The sequence below is a fragment of the Streptosporangium sp. NPDC005286 genome, from assembly GCF_040607515.1.
GTDB lineage: Bacteria > Actinomycetota > Actinomycetes > Streptosporangiales > Streptosporangiaceae > Streptosporangium.
The window spans coordinates 1-16,591 of the sequence record NZ_JBEXGU010000084.1 but is presented as its reverse complement, the minus strand read 5'-3'; the positions used below and the strand labels follow the sequence as shown (position 1 = coordinate 16,591).

Annotated in this window: 22 protein-coding genes; 15 read left to right on the top strand and 7 right to left on the bottom strand. The window is 66.1% G+C overall.

Translation table 11 applies throughout. The features are described from left to right. Positions 1-49 precede the first annotated feature (49 nt). Positions 50-319, bottom strand: coding sequence for a cadmium resistance transporter (locus tag ABZU75_RS26955; RefSeq protein ID WP_355559717.1), 270 nt, complete (start codon positions 317-319; stop codon positions 50-52). 58 nt (positions 320-377) lie between these two features. On the opposite strand from ABZU75_RS26955, the gene ABZU75_RS26950 reads away from it, so the two are divergent. The 5 genes from ABZU75_RS26950 to ABZU75_RS26930 all read left to right on the top strand — a co-directional run bounded on the left by ABZU75_RS26950 (position 378) and on the right by ABZU75_RS26930 (position 3,533). After that, positions 378-1,064: a hypothetical protein gene (locus ABZU75_RS26950; protein ID WP_355559714.1), complete on the top strand. Its 687-nt coding sequence runs from the start codon at positions 378-380 to the stop codon at positions 1,062-1,064. 143 nt (positions 1,065-1,207) lie between these two features. Beyond that, a complete protein-coding gene (locus tag ABZU75_RS26945; RefSeq protein WP_355559711.1) occupies positions 1,208-1,729 on the top strand; it encodes a hypothetical protein in 522 nt (173 codons plus the stop codon). 3 nt (positions 1,730-1,732) lie between these two features. Continuing rightward, positions 1,733-2,119 carry a hypothetical protein gene (locus ABZU75_RS26940; protein WP_343970877.1) on the top strand — a complete coding sequence of 129 codons (387 nt, stop codon included), beginning with the start codon at positions 1,733-1,735 and terminating at the stop codon, positions 2,117-2,119. Between the two features lie 118 nt (positions 2,120-2,237). Continuing rightward, complete coding sequence (locus tag ABZU75_RS26935; RefSeq protein ID WP_030921016.1) at positions 2,238-2,474, top strand: hypothetical protein; 237 nt, start codon at positions 2,238-2,240, stop codon at positions 2,472-2,474. Positions 2,475-2,984: 510 nt separating this feature from the next. After that, positions 2,985-3,533 carry a hypothetical protein gene (locus tag ABZU75_RS26930; RefSeq protein WP_355559706.1) on the top strand — a complete coding sequence of 183 codons (549 nt, stop codon included), beginning with the start codon at positions 2,985-2,987 and terminating at the stop codon, positions 3,531-3,533. A gap of 110 nt (positions 3,534-3,643) precedes the next feature. On the opposite strand, the gene ABZU75_RS26925 is transcribed toward ABZU75_RS26930, so the two are convergent. Both ABZU75_RS26925 and ABZU75_RS26920 read right to left on the bottom strand, forming a co-directional pair. Continuing rightward, complete coding sequence (locus ABZU75_RS26925; RefSeq protein WP_355559703.1) at positions 3,644-4,333, bottom strand: hypothetical protein; 690 nt, start codon at positions 4,331-4,333, stop codon at positions 3,644-3,646. A gap of 490 nt (positions 4,334-4,823) precedes the next feature. Further along, entirely contained in the window at positions 4,824-5,387 is a 564-nt protein-coding gene (locus tag ABZU75_RS26920) for a flavoprotein (protein ID WP_355559700.1), read from the bottom strand. Between the two features lie 199 nt (positions 5,388-5,586). Here ABZU75_RS26920 and ABZU75_RS26915 point away from each other — a divergent pair, with 199 nt between their 5' ends. The 3 genes from ABZU75_RS26915 to ABZU75_RS26905 all read left to right on the top strand — a co-directional run bounded on the left by ABZU75_RS26915 (position 5,587) and on the right by ABZU75_RS26905 (position 7,084). Continuing rightward, entirely contained in the window at positions 5,587-5,808 is a 222-nt protein-coding gene (locus ABZU75_RS26915; RefSeq protein WP_355559697.1) for a hypothetical protein, read from the top strand. Between the two features lie 157 nt (positions 5,809-5,965). Further along, complete coding sequence (locus ABZU75_RS26910) at positions 5,966-6,385, top strand: protein phosphatase (protein WP_350959841.1); 420 nt, start codon at positions 5,966-5,968, stop codon at positions 6,383-6,385. 297 nt (positions 6,386-6,682) lie between these two features. Beyond that, positions 6,683-7,084 carry a VOC family protein gene (locus ABZU75_RS26905; protein WP_355559694.1) on the top strand — a complete coding sequence of 134 codons (402 nt, stop codon included), beginning with the start codon at positions 6,683-6,685 and terminating at the stop codon, positions 7,082-7,084. Between the two features lie 127 nt (positions 7,085-7,211). On the opposite strand, the gene ABZU75_RS26900 is transcribed toward ABZU75_RS26905, so the two are convergent. Beyond that, complete coding sequence (locus tag ABZU75_RS26900) at positions 7,212-7,691, bottom strand: OsmC family protein (protein ID WP_355559692.1); 480 nt, start codon at positions 7,689-7,691, stop codon at positions 7,212-7,214. A gap of 321 nt (positions 7,692-8,012) precedes the next feature. Between ABZU75_RS26900 and ABZU75_RS26895 the strand changes: the two genes are divergently transcribed. Continuing rightward, on the top strand, positions 8,013-8,534 hold the full coding sequence (locus tag ABZU75_RS26895; RefSeq protein WP_355559689.1) for a DUF302 domain-containing protein: 522 nt from the start codon (positions 8,013-8,015) through the stop codon (positions 8,532-8,534). Between the two features lie 96 nt (positions 8,535-8,630). Here the strand turns inward: ABZU75_RS26895 and ABZU75_RS26890 are convergent, their stop codons facing one another. After that, on the bottom strand, positions 8,631-9,746 hold the full coding sequence (locus tag ABZU75_RS26890) for a DUF5685 family protein (protein WP_355559686.1): 1,116 nt from the start codon (positions 9,744-9,746) through the stop codon (positions 8,631-8,633). A gap of 237 nt (positions 9,747-9,983) precedes the next feature. Between ABZU75_RS26890 and ABZU75_RS26885 the strand changes: the two genes are divergently transcribed. Together ABZU75_RS26885 and cutA are read left to right on the top strand one after the other, a co-directional pair. Further along, the gene (locus ABZU75_RS26885) at positions 9,984-11,045 is read left to right on the top strand and encodes a hypothetical protein (RefSeq protein WP_355559683.1); all 1,062 of its coding nucleotides are present in this window, start codon (positions 9,984-9,986) and stop codon (positions 11,043-11,045) included. A gap of 127 nt (positions 11,046-11,172) precedes the next feature. Continuing rightward, entirely contained in the window at positions 11,173-11,517 is a 345-nt protein-coding gene (gene cutA, locus ABZU75_RS26880) for a divalent-cation tolerance protein CutA (RefSeq protein ID WP_355559680.1), read from the top strand. A 77-nt stretch (positions 11,518-11,594) separates the two neighbouring features. On the opposite strand, the gene ABZU75_RS26875 is transcribed toward cutA, so the two are convergent. Next, positions 11,595-12,320, bottom strand: a complete 726-nt coding sequence (locus ABZU75_RS26875) for a DUF6882 domain-containing protein (RefSeq protein WP_355559678.1) — start codon at positions 12,318-12,320, stop codon at positions 11,595-11,597. A 786-nt stretch (positions 12,321-13,106) separates the two neighbouring features. On the opposite strand from ABZU75_RS26875, the gene ABZU75_RS26870 reads away from it, so the two are divergent. From ABZU75_RS26870 to ABZU75_RS26860, 3 genes are all read left to right on the top strand, one after another. After that, on the top strand, positions 13,107-13,319 hold the full coding sequence (locus tag ABZU75_RS26870) for a hypothetical protein (protein WP_355559675.1): 213 nt from the start codon (positions 13,107-13,109) through the stop codon (positions 13,317-13,319). Positions 13,320-13,738: 419 nt separating this feature from the next. Further along, positions 13,739-14,782, top strand: a complete 1,044-nt coding sequence (locus ABZU75_RS26865; RefSeq protein ID WP_355559672.1) for a leucine-rich repeat domain-containing protein — start codon at positions 13,739-13,741, stop codon at positions 14,780-14,782. Then, positions 14,749-15,186, top strand: a complete 438-nt coding sequence (locus tag ABZU75_RS26860) for a hypothetical protein (RefSeq protein ID WP_355559669.1) — start codon at positions 14,749-14,751, stop codon at positions 15,184-15,186. The genes ABZU75_RS26865 and ABZU75_RS26860 overlap by 34 nt, the downstream gene beginning before the upstream one ends. A 123-nt stretch (positions 15,187-15,309) precedes the next feature. On the opposite strand, the gene ABZU75_RS26855 is transcribed toward ABZU75_RS26860, so the two are convergent. Then, a complete protein-coding gene (locus ABZU75_RS26855; protein WP_355559666.1) occupies positions 15,310-15,714 on the bottom strand; it encodes a hypothetical protein in 405 nt (134 codons plus the stop codon). Positions 15,715-16,060: 346 nt separating this feature from the next. Here ABZU75_RS26855 and ABZU75_RS26850 point away from each other — a divergent pair, with 346 nt between their 5' ends. Then, positions 16,061-16,573 (top strand): DUF1801 domain-containing protein, encoded by a 513-nt coding sequence (locus tag ABZU75_RS26850; RefSeq protein ID WP_355559664.1) that lies wholly within the window; start codon positions 16,061-16,063, stop codon positions 16,571-16,573. Positions 16,574-16,591: the final 18 nt, after the last annotated feature.

The following is a 16,591-nucleotide window of genomic DNA, read 5'->3' as shown; positions in this document are numbered from 1 at the left end:
GATTAATTCCCCGATACACCTGCCCCAAATTCGGGCGAATTGTCCATATTTATCTAAATATCGACTCCGCCACAATGACCACACCGACATTCATGAACACCACGGGCACCAGCCACCTGCCCGACCGCTCCACCAGCTCGATGATCTTCCTGTGCGACCCGAGCCAGGAGGCCACCACGCACCAGACCGCGACAAGCAGCGCGAACACGGCCACCGTGACGGCGCTGGATGCCGGACCGATCGTGCAGAACCGCGGGGTGTGGACGGAGATGTTGGTGTCCCCTTCTTCCCAGCGTGCGCGGCGACCGTGGCCAGCCACGAGCTACGGGCATTATGATCACGTTCATCCACTCTTGTCGGCCCTCCGGAGACCGCACGTGGGCTATCCGCCTCCGCCGCAGTACGGCCGACCGCCGCGGGGCGAGACGGGGCGCGGGCTGACCGTGCTGGTCGTCATGGCCCTCGGTATGGTCATCGGGGCCGCCATCACCGTGTTCATGGTGCTCAATCCGCCCTCCTCGCCGCCGGTCGCGGCTCCGACGCCCGATGCCGAGCACTCGGAGGCCTCGGTCCGCCAGGCCGCCCAGCCGGCGCTCGACGCGTACAGCAGCGGCTCCTACGGTGATTTCTGGGACCTGTGGACCACCGGGGCGCAGGGGTTGATCACCCGGGAGGAGTACGTGAGGCTGTTCGGTCTCTGCCCGCCGCTCGTGGCGAACTCCCCGTTCACCGTCGCCGAGGTCGCGATCACCGGCGACACCGCCCTGGTCCAGGCCAGCCGGCTCGGCGACACGACGGAGTTCGGCTTCGTCTTCGAGAGCGACTCGTGGCGGTACGAGCCGTCGCCCGAGGAGCGGTCGGAGTACCAGAAGCCGGTCGACCAGATAGCCGAGCAACGGCGGGCCGCGGGATTCTGCGGCACCGTCACCCCCACCTCAGGCCCGTCCGATCCCGCCACCGGCCCCTCCGACCCGGCTTCCGCCCCCTCCGATCCCGTTCCCGGCTCGTCCGATCCCGCGCCAAGTTCGTCCGCCTCCCCCCAGCCATCAGGTTTCCTTGAATAATGGATTTTGGACCTGCACATATGCACACATGTGGATACGCTCGGTTGCGTAGGGATACGCGTGGCCCTGGGGATGCCCGAGACCGGTGATCTCCCCACCGGGGATGAGGCGCGACCTCGGGGACGGAAAGGCGGGTGACGCGGATGACAACCGGCACCCGACCGGGAATCCGGCTCGCACCCGCCATCGAAGTCATGCAGAAGTGCTGCCATAATCCGCATTTCACAGCTACTGTCGAACTTATGGCCCACTCCATGCCGGCAAGGCAAGACGGCACAGGATCGGAAAAACCATCAGCGAATGATCACGATGGCGCCAGACATGAATCGGATTCGGTTCCGCTCTGGCTGGCGCATCTTCAGCTTAGAGAAGGACAGAGGACCATCAGCACATCAGCTCCCGAAACCTCTATCACTATAGAGCTGGATAAAGCGGATTATGAGGCACTCTCTCGTAAGGCGCGGCTGACCGGAAACCGTGTCGTCGACGTGATCCACACGGCGGTCCAGCGAGAGATCGGCAACAAACCCCACGTGATCACCCTGATGCACCGCTGGAACCTGCACCGAGAAGACCTCAACGTGGCGGCCGAATCCCTCGGGGTCGACCAGCTCTCCGAGGCGGAGTGGGGCCAGATCGGCATTCGCCCGTTCAGGAGGCGTTGAGCCGTGCTTCCCGGTCGAGTGCTCGACGTGAGCGCACTGGTCGACATCGCGGTGGCGAAGACCGAATACTCCAGAAGCGTCGCCGCCATGTGCCTTTTCCGTGGCGGCGGGATATGCGTCCCGGCGACCAGCCTCGCGGCTGTCCTGTCCATCTCCCCGATCTCGACCCAGGTGGAGCTGTTCGAACTCGTCACGACCCCCGGCGTGAAGATCGATGACTTCACACACGGGAAGGTCGGAGACATCGCGGAGATCCTCGACGGATCGCGCGACATCACGGCCGGACACGTCATCTGGTGTGCCCGCGCCACCCGATGGCCCATCCTCACGGACCGCGGGGCCGAACTCGTCCAGTACGACCAGAACCTCGAAATCGATCCGCTGCCGTAGCCCCCCGGAGCGGGAGCGCCGTCCCGGGCAGGCCGCCATAACCATCCGGTTGAAACCGATGCCAAATATCATTGTGCGCGCGATCGATTTTCGGAGCCGGGGCTTTCACACTGGGAGGGTGACGTTCCAGACGAGGCGCATCAAGCTCGACATTCCCGACGGACCGGAATACGACCAGGTACGCGATATGCACGGTCACTCGGTCACGGTGTTCGCGTCCACGGAGATCAACGGTGAACGCTCCCTGAAAATCGGCAGCCGAACGTTGCGGCTGAGGAAGGTGGGCGTGGACGAGGACGGCGAGGAGCCGATGGACATCTACCGGGCCGAGTCCATTTCGGACCCCTCGTACTGAGGACCCCTCGCGCCGAGCATCCGTCGCGCCGAGCGCACCCGCTCGCGCTCGGCGCGGGCGCCCATGCGCCCGCTCGTCGATCACACCCCGGACCCGCGGATCCGTAACGGGGATGCCGGCGATTCGGCTGGGACCTCACCCGTCCCGGCCCGCCGACCTGTTCGGGTCGGCCACCTGACCCGAGGCCCTCGACGCCCTCGAAAGGTCCGGGCTCGGCGAACCACCTGTCCGCCAGGTCCGCGAGACCGAGCGCACCGGCCCCGTGGCTCCCAGCGGACTCGGGCGAAAATCCACGAGGACACGGACGCCTTCCCGGGCCGACCTGGAAGATCTCCGGCGCCGGAGGATTAGGAAATCATCAGGTTTTCAGGATTCTGCCCTGATCCTCCCTTGCCCGGTTGCGCGAATATCCGCCTTGTGGCGCTTCCTAAGGGAGTACTTTTCGACAGAGACGTTGCCACAACTGCCCGGTATGGCAGGCCGGATATCAAGCCCCCAAGTGAGGTAGCGATGCTGTCTTCCTTTGACCCGGAATATGCCCCGGTTGGTGATGTAGGGACTGCGCTGCTCTACGTCGACTCGCTTCTCACCCGTATCCGCGAGGGCGTCTCGCAGGCCGATCCCAAGCAGCGAGAGCTGATCGACGACTTCTTCGGATCCTTCTCCAGCAAAGACGCCAGTGACGTGCTCGACGGCGCCTGCACGCTCGTCTACCTGTACATGGAGTGGCTGCGCCAGGCCCACGAGGAGCAGGACCGTGACGTGGTCGAATCCGTGGTTCCCTACGTCATCGGCAGCATGCGCAAGATGACGGTAAGCGTCAGGCCCGAGGCCATCCCCGCCATGGCGGGCATGCTGACCGCCAGCGCCATCGGCCTGAGCCCGACGCTCTGGCGCAAGCAGTACGGGCCCTGGACCGAAGCCGAGATGAACGCTCTGGAAGCGACCCTCGTCCTGCTGGCCGACTACATCAACCATCTAACCAACGACGAAACCATGGCAATTCGCATGATCGCCGATATCATGGAATCCATGGAGCAAGCGGACGATATGGGATAAATCTTTTATGTGTGGTTCCGCTAAACACGGATCGGCGCCGATGGCCGTCAAATGAGCCGACCAGGGGCGCCTTTCTCACGCCCGTTCATGGCAGGACCCGCAGGTGACCTTCATCCGGACTGTTCCGGACCGTCCAGATGGAGGAAGAGCTCGTGCGCCGAATCGATGCTCGCACGCAACGCCTGCTCCAGCTCGTCGGCCTCACCCGTGAGATGTCCGATCTCCGGCATGCTCAGAGCGTCGGCACCGGACTCGGCGAGCAGTTCCTCATAACGGGGCAGCCGCTCCACCAGCGCCTCGATCTGGTCGCGGGCCCGGTAGGCACGTTCGGCGTCGGCGACGTGAGCCGCGTACCGTTCGAGCGCCTCCACCTTCGCGATGACGGCGCCCTCGCTGCCGGCGAGCGCTCGCTCCAGCGGTTTCACAGCGGCTGCCACCTCCCGGGTGACCCCGCCACGCATGAGATCGCGATGCTCTCCACGGAGGGAGGAGAGCTTGGCCAGTAGGCGCGCGATCTCCCATTCCTGCGGCGGCAGCATGACGGCGTTCCGCGCGACGTCGAGCAGTCCCTCGGTGTTGACGCGTGATCGCAGGACGGAACCGACCGCCGCCCGTGTCCGGGCGAGCAGGCGCCTCGCGTCGGCGTCGAAGTCGTCGAAGAGAAAATAGGAATCCCGGTGGCGGTGCGCGAGACCGTACAGTTCCCGCTCCGGAGTAACGCTCTCCTCGACCTCCCCCGCGGCCCTGATCGCGGCGGAAAGAAACCACACGAGCACGATGAACAGCGGGATTCCGGCCATGGCTCCCCATCCAAGGGAAAGCGCCGCCAAAAGGCCGACCGCGGCGAGCATGCCGCCAACGGCCAGGGGGGCCGCGGATTTTTTCTGTGGTTCTTCCGGTGGCCTCCAACCTGCTCGTATGCGCGCCAGCAGCGATGGATTCGCACGGAGCAGACCCGCGATCTCCGGGGACAGACCGGGATCGACCACCACACCGAACCGCTCTCTTCCCAACCCCTCCAGATCATCACCTCTTTCCGATGATCATTCTAGGGGAAGCCCCGTCGTATATGAGTGGACCGCTCGAAGAATGCCTGAAGCGGACCGGGGACCACGAAAATCAATGGCGGTTCGCACCGCGCATACCGCGGCCCGCGATGATCGCGGGTACGTGATGGCGCCCAGGAATCGACACGGCACACGGCGCCGGATCCCCGGGCGTGATCGTTTTCAGGCGGCGATCCACGGTCGGCCGCCCTCCGGAACCGCCGCTTCCGTGGTCTCGCGCACTTCACTCGCGACGGCGCCGCCCGGCTTCTTCGAGGGCTACGAGGGCTTCGAGGGCAAGGACCCAGGGATGGCTCTCCGTTTCCCCGCCTCCGGCGGCGGCCATGTCCGGCTCGGACCTACCGGAGCCGAGCAGGACCGGGACGCCCTCGGCCCGAAGGCTTTCGACGCTCCGGCGGAACGGCTCGCGGGAGGCGAGGCCGCCGTTGACGAAGGGCAGTACGACCACGGGGATACCGAGCCCGGGGGCTTCGGCGAGGAGGCCGAGGGCGTAGGTGTCGGCGATCCCCTGGGCGAACTTGTTGATCGTGTTGTACGTCGCGGGAGCGACGATGATCGCATCGGCCCTCGGCGGCTTGGGCTCGTCCGGCTTGCGGTAGCGGCTACGGACGGGGCGGCCGGTCTGCCGTTCCAGGGCGGGGACGTCGATGAAGTCCAGCGCGGACGGGGTGGCGACGATCTGGACGGCCCAGCCCGCGTCCTGGGCGAGGGCGACGAGACGTCCCACGTCACCGGCGCCGCCCGCGGCACACACGATGACGTAGAGGACCTTGCCGGACTGGCTCACTGGTGCACCATCCTCTTGCCGGTAGCCGAAAGACCGCTGACGCACCCGAGGTGCCGCCGGGTCACCGCCCAGCTCGCTCGACCAGATGAGGTCCAGCATGAGTTCTCATGCGTCGACTCCAAATATGGAAACCTGCATCAGCTTCTCGGCCCAGTAGGGACCGAGCCTGCAGCCCCGTTCAGGCCGCGTCGCCGGCAGCATGGCACACCGCCCGGCGACCGACCTCACCGACCTCACCGAGAGCTACTCCTGCTACCGGAACGGCACGGGAGTCGGCATCCCGCCGTTCATCTACGGCCCCGCGTACGCCTTCGCCGCGTACTTCCTGGCCGTCACCCGTCATCACGCGCGCACCGAGGCGCCGGGGCTCGGGCGAGTGAGTCGCCCCAGCGTTCCAGACGACGGCCTTCCCCGCTCATGAGCTCGGGATCCCGCGTGACATTCCCGATGCCGCGGCTCGGCGGGGCGTCCATGCCGCTGGGACACGACCGAACTGCGACCTGCCTGGCCGAGGAAGTGCACCGGTACGGCGAGCGCTTCCGGTCAGCACACTGACCTAGGCTCGTACCGTGATCGCTATGTGGGAGCCCACGATGGCGGGCGTGCTGCGACTGCCCTCCGGTCGGCTCGTCCGCGGCCGGGGGTTGCGCCGGCCGCTCCCGGAAGGTCCCGCGCCCACCTTCGCGCTCTACCTGCTGGGCCATGAGCCACCCCCCGTCACCTGGGAGACCCGGTGGCTCCGCTGGCCCGACTTCTGGTTGCCGTCCGACCGTACGGCGGCCGGCGACGCGTTACGCGAGGCATGGGTACGCGCCGAAGCCGAGCGCGTCGAGATCGCCTGCGGTGGTGGATACGGCCGGACCGGCACCGCACTGGCCTGCCTCGCCGTACTGGACGGGGTACCGGGCCACGAAGCGGTCGCCTACGTCCGGCAGCATTACGCCCGCCGCGCCGTCGAGACACCATGGCAACGCCGCTTCGTCTCCCGCTTCCGGTAGGCGGCTCACCCACCCGGCATCTCGCCGGAGAGGTTCTCGGCCGCCCCTGACCAGCCCGGTACCACGTGCACATGAGGCTCAACGGGAACCGGGCCACCCGCGGTCGGGTCACCTCGCCATGGAGGACGAACTGCTTCCCCTGCGGGGTCTTTGACCAGCTTGCCGGGAGCCGCCGATGGTCCGCCCCACGAGAAGCGAACCGGCCCGAGCTGCTCATCTCCGGACGCCCGGCAACGATCAAACGGAGCACTTCGGGCGTCTTAGCCTCGTGGAGGCAACATTCCGAAAGGGGAGAACATGATCGGCAACCTGCAGTGCGTGGTGTTGGACTGCCCCGACGCCCTTGCTCTGGCGCGCTTCTACCAGTCGCTCCTCGGCGGCACAGTCAACCGGCCCGATCCCCGATGGGGGCTCGACGACGCCTGGGCGACCCTGCACACCGGCTCAGGTCTCGTCCTCGCGTTCCAGGGCGTGGACGAGTACCGACCACCGCGCTGGCCGGACCCGGCCCACCCGCAGCAGTTCCATCTGGACATCGACGTCGCGGACCTCGACCAAGCCCGGCAGCAGGTCCTTCAACTCGGCGCCACATTGCTGGACGCCGGCGACGGCACCCGCGGCTGGCACATCTACGCCGACCCGGCCGGCCACCCCTTCTGCCTGCTCCGTGGCCGGCCTGACAGCGTGCATCCGGCTTGATCTTCCTGTCCGCCCGCTCCCTGAGCCTGATGAAGCCGCCCGAGCAGTCCCAATCCCGAATCCCGGTGCTGCTCCGGGTAAGTTCGCGGAGGGGTGCCGGTCGGCTCGTCAAGGTCCAGAACCACGCTTATCTCTCCTGGACCCGAATTACCGGCATGGGGGTGATGGGGAATTTCACCGAGCGGGCGATGAAGCACACCGCGTGTACGTCGTCGTGCAGCGAGCGGGCCTTCTCCACCATCGACACGTCGGCGACCGTCACCCCGGGACGCAGGACAACCTCGGTGATCTGGCCTCCGCCACCGCTCTCGTCCATCGTCATAACCCCATGGGCGTGGTCCTCGTATTCGGTGACGATGACCCCGCCGACGGCACAGAGGTGGAGGTACCACAGCATGTGGCACTGAGCGACGGAGGCCACGAGCAACTCCTCGGGGTTCCAGCGCGCGGGGTCGCCGCGGAAGGCGGGATCCGAGGAGGCGGCGATCGCGGCCTTATTGTCCGCCGACACCTCGTGATCACGACTGAAGGACCGGTAACCGCCCGTGCCTGCTCCGAGGTTGCCCGTCCACTCGACCTTGATGTCGTAGGTATGCGTGGTCGCCATAGGTTCAGAGCTTAGAAGACTCGGAAAGCACGCTCTCTGCTCATGGGCATGCGCAAAGGCGCTCTGCCAAAAGGTGGGCGCACTGGTGACCAGAGATGATTCCACCGGCGACCTTGAAGGGGAAAGAGCGTCATGGTGCGCTGGACGACATCGCTCAACACGTAGTCGCCGCCGTGGCCGTTGATGACGACCAGGGCCGTGGGGCCGGAGCGGGTGACGGATACGACATCCGGCGAGCCTGCTGGTCTCAGCACGCTCGACATGGACAACCTGTTACTCGGGTCCGCAGGTAGCGGGCAGAGCCCGAGGAGATGATCCGCTGTGACCTCGATAGACACCCGCGTCGTCGCCCACCAGGTGCGCCGGCTCGACGTCCCGCTCCCGCAACGCTACGACGAAGCCGTACGCCGCTACGAAGAGCTGGCACCGGTCGTCGACATCGCCCGGTTCGAGCAACTCCCCAACTGGGAGGCCGCCCTTGAACTCGCCGCGACCAACGCGCCACACGGCTTCATGATCTACTGGAAATCCGACGTTACCGCCATGATGGCCGGATCGCCATCCGGCTGGAAATGCACCGAGTACCTGATGGGCAACCACACCATCGCCGAGCGCATGTTCCACCACGACCCGTCGGTCATGCTCCATGCACCCCTGCGCACCGTCATCTACGCCGACGCCGAGGAACGCACCCGGCTGGCCGTCGACCAGCCCAGCACGCTGTTCTCCACCTACGACAATCCCGCCATCGCCGAAGTCGGTCAGCACCTCGACCGACTGCTCGCCGAACTCTTCACGGCCATGGGGGCGACGCCGCCCGCTGAGCTGAAGCCGACGCGGTGAGCAGGTTGCGCCGGGACCACGACCACGACGACCGGCACACAGCGACGGACTCGTAATGGGTAAGGTCGACAAGCCCGACGAGAAATGAACGAAGCACTAACAGTCGCAGTTGCAGTTGCAGTTGCAGTCGGAACAACCGGAGCAACAGTCGCAGCAACCCGAGCACCCATCGCAGCACTGCCCGCAGCCGTCGCAGCCGCCGGCGTCGCAGCGCTCACCGCACGATTTGTAGCGGTCCTCGTCCCACGGCGGCCGGTACAACCCGCAGGTGCAGCAGGCCGCCGACATGCACAGCAGCGACAGCAGCCCGCCGGGGTCCGGCTTCAGCCGCGGATCACGCGGGGGCGCCTCGGGACTCTCCTGCTCGGCCTCGCCGAAGATCCGGCCGGTGGTGCGGCCGGTCTCCCTGACCAGTAGCGCGTTGACCAGACGGCGTCGCTCCAGGTCCAGCTCGGCCACCGCGAGGCGCAATCCGTGCACGGCGTCGTCGCAGTGCCGCCGCGCGACGGCCAGATCGGTACCCGAGGCGACGAGCGGGTTGTAGGCACCGCGGTCGCGGTCGCGGGCCAGGTCCTCGACGGCGTCCAGCAGGTGCGCCAGACGGCCGAAGTAGCGCCCGGCCTCCTCCAGCGTCTCCCGGTTGTGCGGCTTGCCGGCCAGTACGGCGGTGTGCCCGAAGGCGGCGGCGACCGCGGCCTCGGTGGGGGCGGTGAGCTGGAGCAGGCTCGGGTTCGGCAGGCGCTCCAGCCGGGTCTGCTCCTCGACCGCGACGAGAAGCGGGGCGGGATCGAATCCGAGGGCGGAGGCCGTACCCGATCCGGCGGCCGACCAGCGGGCGGCCACCCGCCCCGCGCCGGCCGCCACCAACCGGCGGGCGTAGATGCCGTCGCCGTCCTCGACGTGGTCCCTGACCTTGCCCGCGGCCAGGATCAGCGAGACCGAGGCCGCCAGCCGTACCCCCTCGGCCTCGACGACGTCGGCGCCCTTGAACCCGCGCAGAGCGCAGGCCGCCGCACGCCGGTGCGGGGAGGAGGCCGGTGCCTGCGCCTCGGTGAGCACGGACACCAGCAGACCGTCGTAGTTGGTCACCAGCCGGGAGGCATGCCCGTGCTCATCCCTGAGGGCCAGGCAGAGCCCGCACAGGTGCGCCATCCACTCCTTGAACAGCCCACCGCACATCCCGTGCCGGCATGGGCGAACAATCCCAAACATAGGCCCCCTCCCTGAATATCCATCATCCAGCTTGCCAGCCGCCACTTGTCACACACTTGCAATGCGGCGGTTGCAGCGATCTCTCATCGAAATACCAGTGGGCTCCCGGACAATGATCTCGTTCACAAACCTGAAGGAACGAGATCATGAGAAGAGCAGTGACCCTCCTGCTCACGGCGGCCGGGGCGGTCAATGGCTAAGGTTCCGAACGTGCGTGGGCTCGGGTTGTTTCTTGCGATGTCAGGCCTGGTCATGGCGGGTTGCGGCGGAGCGGATGACCCGGCCCCGGCCACCCCGGGTGCCAGGCCCCCGGCCACCGGTGTCGAGGAGTCCGGCGGACTGCGCGAGATGATGAAAGCGTTGTCAGCCGGCGGACCGGCCGCCGAATACCTGGAGTACGGAGAGATGACGCACTGGCGCGAGCTGGGCGTGGTCACCGCGAGCGGCCCGGAGAAGAAGGAGGGACGCTGGTTGCCGGCGATCGGCTTCGGCTTCGGCGCGCTCGGCAGCAGCGCACGGCTGCTCCCCGAGAAGACCGGAATCGACGTCTACGGAGCCGTCCGGGCCGTCTCCTTGGGTAACCCGCCGAATACCGCGATCCGTATCGAAGGCAAGCAGGACGCAGCGGCCATCCGTACCAAGCTGACCGCCCTGGGGGCGAAGCCGCGCACGATCGGTGGACAGCAGGGGCTGACGCTGGCCGCCGATGGGGCGATCGACCCGGACAGCGTGCTGACCAGCGAGCTCGGCCTGCTCAACCGGCTCAACCAGGTGGTGGTGACCGATTCGGTGCTGGTGTCCGGAGCCTCGGCCGATCCGGTGGCAAGTGCCCTGGGCGGCAGCCCCTCCCTGGCAGCCGACCCCGATCACGCCGCGATCGCCGAGTGTCTGGGCGACGTGGTCGCCGCCGCGGTCACGGCACCGCCTGCGCCGACGGCCGTGGCGCTGTACGGCGTGGGCCTGCGCCGCCCCGCGGCCACGACCGACCAGGCGGTCAACGTCGTGTGCGTGCTGCCCCGTGGGACCAAGGTGAAGGAGACCTTCACCGGGAAGTTCACCACGAAGGCCGTGACGCAGTCCGGCATGCCGCTGTCCGACCTCGTCGAGGACATCGCGCACGACGAGGTCGGCTCCGGGGACGGTGCGGTGCTGCGGGCCACACTGAAGATCAAGCAGGACGGGCCGGTGACCCTGGTGCTGAAGATGCTGGCCACGGGCGAGCTGCCCAGGCTGTTCGACCCGTCGGCAGCCCCCGATCCCTCGGACCTCGTGGACGGCTCCCTGAATTCGCCCTCCTGACCTGCTGATCTTCCGATTCGAGGTTCGGGGTCGGACCCGGTATCTGGGCCTGGGCCTCGGGCGGCGGACAGGTGAGCGCGGAGTGCCGCTCTTGATGCCCATGGGGATGATTCGGCAGGGTGTTGGCATGGTCGAGAACGCTTCGGACTGTGTCGAGGTTCGTGTCACCAGCAGCAGCCGCGAGGAGGCGGAGCGGATCTGTTCGGCGGTGGTGGGCCGGCGACTGGCCGCCGACTGCCAGATCATCGCGCCGATCGAGTCCGTCTACTGGTGGGAGGGCGAGATCCAGCGCTCCGAGGAGTTGCTGTTGCTGATGAAGACCACCGTGGAGCGGTTCGAGGACCTCGCCCGCCAGGTGCGGGAGTCGCACTCCTACGAGGTGCCGCAGATCGTCGCGGTCCCCCTGACGGTCGGCAACACCGACTACCTCGACTGGATCAGACGGGAGACGTCCCCGGCCTCAGGCGAGTAGAAGTTTCGTACCGACCGCCCGGGGGGCTGGATGGCCGCCGCCTGCGCCGACGTTGACATCGGCAAGCCGGTACGAGCTCAGCCGGGCTTAAGCGTGCTCTGCATGTCACTGATCCGCCCCTGGCCATCGAACTCCACGCGCAGGTCTGATCCGCCAGGGTGCTGACCGGCAATGACCGTCGCCGTTGTTTCAACATGCCAGCCCTGCTGAGTCAGGAAGCTCTCGACCAGCGTTCGATGGTCGAGTTCGTACATCGAAATGGCCTGGGCCAGGACAGAGACGACGCGTTCGGGCTGTGCGGGCATCAGCACCGAATCCGGCACGGTCTCCAGGAGGAGGAAAGCGGCCCCGCCCTGGTAGGGGCCACGGTAGTAGCAGAGCCCGGTCAGAGTTGCCGACAGCAGGGCGAGCAGGTGCCCGTCGACCTGGTCGAGAGGCAGCGTCGCCTCGGTCAATTCCGGGATGTGCTGCTGCCGCCCATACTCCTGCAACCAGTTGGCGGCGCGCAGAAGGTTGGGCGGGAGATTGCTCTGCGTGTTGGCCCACGCCCAGAGCCAGGTCTGATCGCGGTAGCCTTCCGTCCCCAGAAACTGGATCGGGAATCTGAAGTCTTCGCCGAACGTGATAGTTCCCGCACCGGTATCCACAGCCCAATGGCGGTCGCCAAGCAGATCGATCAGGGCGAACTGGCGTGCCAGGGAAGAGGCGACAGAACGTGAGAGGTGCTGGAGCAGGTTATTCAAAAGTAAGCCTTTTCGGCGATACGGTGAAGAGCGATACCATTGCCAGATCGTGAATGACAAGCCCTTCTCGGGTCACGGTCATCCTGGTGCGACACTCCGGCTTGGCCATAACGAAACGATGCGGCGGCGTCCGTGGAACTGTGGCTTCCAGGTCCCCCGCCTTGAAGGCCGAAGCCCCATTCCTTCCTCAAGGGATGGGGCTTCGGTGTGTGTGACCGAAGGCGTTCTCAACTGCGTCCTGTCATCTTCCGGACGACGAGAGGACACTCATCACTGCCGCCTGGGCAACCATTCTGATGAGAATCAGAACGGGCCGTCGGAGCACATCATCCGCTTACCGTCGATGGTGCACGGGTACCAATCAAGGTCGCGTGGCTGGGCCTGAGCGACACCCGTGGTCGCGGAGCCAACAATCATCAACGCCACGGTCGTGGTAGCTGCGACGGCGGCCACTCGCCTGACAAGGGTCCTCATGATTCTCCCTCCAACAATTCGTACTCCAGGATCAAATCAAGAGCCACTGGAAACCCGCTTGTAAGTCAATGGTGCGATCCGCGGCAGGCCTGGGCCCGTACCGCTCCGGAGGAGCAACTTCGCGGTACGGGTACGGCGCGCCACGTGAGGCTCGGCGGAAACAGTGCCATCGTTGGTACCCGCCCAACGCTGCTCCAGGCAGGCCCAGACCGTCCTACCGGCGTCGTTACCTCAGCGGATGCCCTGCCGCCTGCGTCCGGCGATCCCGCCCAGGTCCGGCCTCACCCGATCGCTCCGGCCTGGCACCGCGCGTCGCCTCGCGCCCCGCTCCCGCGCTACACCTGGGACCACGAGGCCCGCTCCGAAGCCGTCATGCTGCAGATCACCCAGCCAGGATGGGCCGTGCTCTACGGCACCGGGAGCCGTCTCCTCCATGCCATCGCCACCTGGCCCACCCCCGAGCCGCTGCTGCTGTGCGACCGGACCGTCGAGGGACTGAAAGCCCAGATGCGCGAGGCCGAGACGACCGCGCTCCTGCACCGCTGGGCCCTCACCTTCACCTCGGCCACTATCGGCCGCTTCTGAGCGGGCACGGCGGCCTCCCTTCCTCGGTCCGGGCCGCCGTGCCGTCACCGATGTACGGCATGGGCACGAGCGGTCGCCCACACGAGGTGTCACCTGACCTCGGCATGTCGGCGCCGGAAATGAACCTGAACGCGAGAGCGGGTGGTCTTTTGCCCCGGATCGACGCTCATGGAGCTGGACATCGCGATGGTGAGAGCGGCAAGCCAAAGCGGCGGTCTACTGCCTGGCCCGACCCACCTCCGCGCCGGCCGAGGAATTCCGGAACGCGATCACCCACCACTGATCTACAAGTTGGTCTCCAGTCTCGGTCTTTAACCTCGTCGACAGTGCTCCTGACGGAAGCGGCACCGAGGGAACGGGCCGAAGAACGGCGGGACAGGAGGACGAGCCCAGGCGCGAGCGATGATGAAAGGAAGATCATGACGTGGTCCGAGGCAGGACAGGCGATTGCCATCGCACGGATCCGCAAGCGCCTACGGAACGGATCGACGAGCCTCTACCTGTCCAATCTCGGCCTGGAGGCGTTGCCCGAGTTGCTCGGCGACTTCACTCACCTGACCAAGCTCGACCTGAGTCACAACCGGCTGAGCGTTCTGCCCGAGTCATTGAGGAACCTCACCGCGCTGACCACGCTCAATCTGTCACACCTCCGCCTGGAGAGGTTTCCTGAGTGGCTGGGGAACCTCCCCGCTCTCACCACGCTCAGCCTGCGCGGTAACCAGACGGCCGTCCTGCCCGAGTCGCTGAGGAACCTCACCGCGCTGACCACGCTCGATCTGTCCTTTCGCGGCCCGGAGGCGTTGCCGGAATGGCTGGGAGATCTCTCCGCGCTGACCAAACTCGACCTACGCCACAACCGGCTGACCGCCCTGCCCGAGTCACTGGGAAACCTCACCACTCTCACCCAACTCGACCTACGCAACAACGAACTGACCGCCTTACCCGGGTCACTGGGAAACCTCACCGCCCTCACCAAACTCGACCTACACAAAAACTGGCTGACCGCCTTACCCGAGTCACTGGGAAACCTCACCGCACTGACCAAACTCAACCTGCGCCACAACCGGCTGACCGCCCTGCCCGAGTCGTTGGGGAAACTCATCAATCTCCCCCGGCTTAACCTGTACAACAATCAACTGGCAGCCCTCCCCGAGTCCCTGGGGAACCTCACCGCACTGACCGAACTCAACCTGCGCCGCAACCGGCTGACCGCCCTGCCCGAGTCGCTGGGAAACCTTACGGCCCTGCTCCGGCTCGACCTGCGCGATAACCGGCTGGCTGCTTTACCCGAGTCGTTGGCGGGTCTTATCGCCCTCGCGAAACTCGACCTGGCCAACAACGAGCTGGCCACCTTGCCCGAGTCGTTAGGGAACCTCACCGGCCTGACCGAGCTCGACCTGCGTGGCAACCGGCTGACAGACCTGCCCGAATGGCAGGAAAGATTTACCGGCCACACCAGATGAGACTCTGCGGTCTCACCCGTCCGCGTGCTCTGGCCGGAACGTCACAGTGTGCCGGTCCCTCGCCGCTCAGAGCCCTCATCACCGCCCTGGTCCAGGGCGACAAGGCGCTGACAGAGATCCTGGCCGAAGCCATCAAGACGGTGACCTCCCTGCACGACTTCGTCTGCGACCTCATCCATCCCGATTCCCCCTCGGCCACCGTGGTCATGCTCCGCCGGACAGCCGGCGCGCTGGACCACCTCGTCCTGGCCGACTCCGTCCTCGTGCTGGACGTGCTCGACACGGCCGAGCCACTGGTCGTCTGCGATGAGCGAGAGGCCGAGCACGACGATCCGGACGGCTCCCGGTGGCCTTGGGCCAAGGCCCACGACGACGCCACCGCGGCGCTCTGGAAACTCTGCTAGGGCATTCCCACCCGCTGTCCGCCTCTTTGGACGCCCTGGCACCTGCCATATTTCCCTGAGGTTCGCGCTTGTCAGAACAGCCTTGATGCGGCTCTTCCGGCGGCGGTCACGAACCGACGAGGTTCAACGGCGCTTACCGTCTCCGCCGAACAGGTAACCGATGAAATCGCCGATTCGGCGTAGCACGCTGCGGTCCCGGCCGGAGTCGGAGGTCTTGCCCTGGCTCTGCCAGCGGTACTGGCCGCGTTGGGCCTCATCGCTCTCGCACTTGCGGCGGTCGACGATCCGATGGGTGCCGTCAGCCTGACGTGAGCTCGTGTCCACGCACTGAGCGGCCGACCGGTTGTCACCACTGGCTACGGGCTTCTTCCAAAAGGTGATCCCCACCAGGGCGATCAGGACAACGATCACGACTGTGATGAGTATCGCGGGGATCCGGCGGCAGCCTTGCGGCTCTTCGCGTGGTGGATCGTCTGCGGGGTCGGAAAGCCTTCTGGGCACATACGACTCGTGCTCCGACGCGGTCATGTCCATTCCTGTCACGTGGACGCGGGATCGGGGACCACACGGCCCACGACAGGCCTACCGGCCCCTGTGACATCCAGCCTTACGATGACTGCTTGCAACTCGCTTGGACATCGATGCAGAGGCGGGACGGACACTCGACGCCCTGGTGAAGAGCACCGCGCTCCAAACAGCAGCAGGCTGAAAGCTTGGGGTTTGAACCCACGAGACCGGTCACCCGGTCTAGCGGTTTTCAAGAAGACCGCGTTCGAAGCAGTGGCAGGGCCTCTGACCAGGGCGGAAGCACCTCTCCGGACTTTAATCATCCCGCATACATCTCCGAGATAGAACGCGCCAGGATCGTCCCTGGTTGCTGTCAGCGCTGCCGTCAGCAGTCGCTGCATGCGGCATTATGCTCTTTGGCGTTGTATGGGAGGAGCGGCAGGTGCAAAACAAATCTGGCGAGGTTGACCGCTTCATAACGGCCCTCGATCACCCGTTGAAGGCGGGTGTTGAACAGCTGAGATCGGCGATTTTAGCGTCGAACACGGACATTTCCGAGCATGTGAAATGGAACGCCCCAAGCTTCCGCTATGACGGAGAGGACCGGGTGACCTTCCGGCTCCGGCCGGGTGATCGGCTGCAACTCATCTTCCACCGCGGGGCGAAGGTCCGAGCCGACAGCGCCGAGTTCGCCTTTCAAGATCCCACTGGTCTCATGACGTGGCTCGCACCTGATCGGGGTGTCGTCACGTTCCCAGATCTGGAAGCCGTCCAGTCCCAGCAGGTAGCGGTGGTGTCCTTAGTACTCCAGCCGTACTTAGTGATCTCTGATGCGTTGTCGCTGGTAATGGGCTCGCCGAGCGCGTGTCTGGTGGCGTAGTCGCCATGCAGACCAGTG

Excerpts from the sequence above, each read along its gene's own strand:
- ABZU75_RS26930 (WP_355559706.1), top strand. The coding sequence starts at position 2,985 with ATGCTGTCTTCCTTTGACCCGGAATATGCCCCGGTTGGTGATGTAGGG.
- ABZU75_RS26925 (WP_355559703.1), bottom strand. The coding sequence starts at position 4,333 with ATGGCCGGAATCCCGCTGTTCATCGTGCTCGTGTGGTTTCTTTCCGCC.
- ABZU75_RS26855 (WP_355559666.1), bottom strand. The coding sequence starts at position 15,714 with ATGACCGCGTCGGAGCACGAGTCGTATGTGCCCAGAAGGCTTTCCGAC.
- ABZU75_RS26865 (WP_355559672.1), top strand. The coding sequence starts at position 13,739 with ATGACGTGGTCCGAGGCAGGACAGGCGATTGCCATCGCACGGATCCGC.
- cutA (WP_355559680.1), top strand. The coding sequence starts at position 11,173 with ATGGTCGAGAACGCTTCGGACTGTGTCGAGGTTCGTGTCACCAGCAGC.
- ABZU75_RS26900 (WP_355559692.1), bottom strand. The coding sequence starts at position 7,691 with ATGGCGACCACGCATACCTACGACATCAAGGTCGAGTGGACGGGCAAC.
- ABZU75_RS26910 (WP_350959841.1), top strand. The coding sequence starts at position 5,966 with ATGTGGGAGCCCACGATGGCGGGCGTGCTGCGACTGCCCTCCGGTCGG.
- ABZU75_RS26870 (WP_355559675.1), top strand. The coding sequence starts at position 13,107 with ATGCTGCAGATCACCCAGCCAGGATGGGCCGTGCTCTACGGCACCGGG.
- ABZU75_RS26885 (WP_355559683.1), top strand. The coding sequence starts at position 9,984 with ATGTCAGGCCTGGTCATGGCGGGTTGCGGCGGAGCGGATGACCCGGCC.
- ABZU75_RS26860 (WP_355559669.1), top strand. The coding sequence starts at position 14,749 with ATGGCAGGAAAGATTTACCGGCCACACCAGATGAGACTCTGCGGTCTC.
- ABZU75_RS26890 (WP_355559686.1), bottom strand. The coding sequence starts at position 9,746 with ATGTTTGGGATTGTTCGCCCATGCCGGCACGGGATGTGCGGTGGGCTG.
- ABZU75_RS26945 (WP_355559711.1), top strand. The coding sequence starts at position 1,208 with ATGACAACCGGCACCCGACCGGGAATCCGGCTCGCACCCGCCATCGAA.
- ABZU75_RS26915 (WP_355559697.1), top strand. The coding sequence starts at position 5,587 with ATGGCACACCGCCCGGCGACCGACCTCACCGACCTCACCGAGAGCTAC.
- ABZU75_RS26905 (WP_355559694.1), top strand. The coding sequence starts at position 6,683 with ATGATCGGCAACCTGCAGTGCGTGGTGTTGGACTGCCCCGACGCCCTT.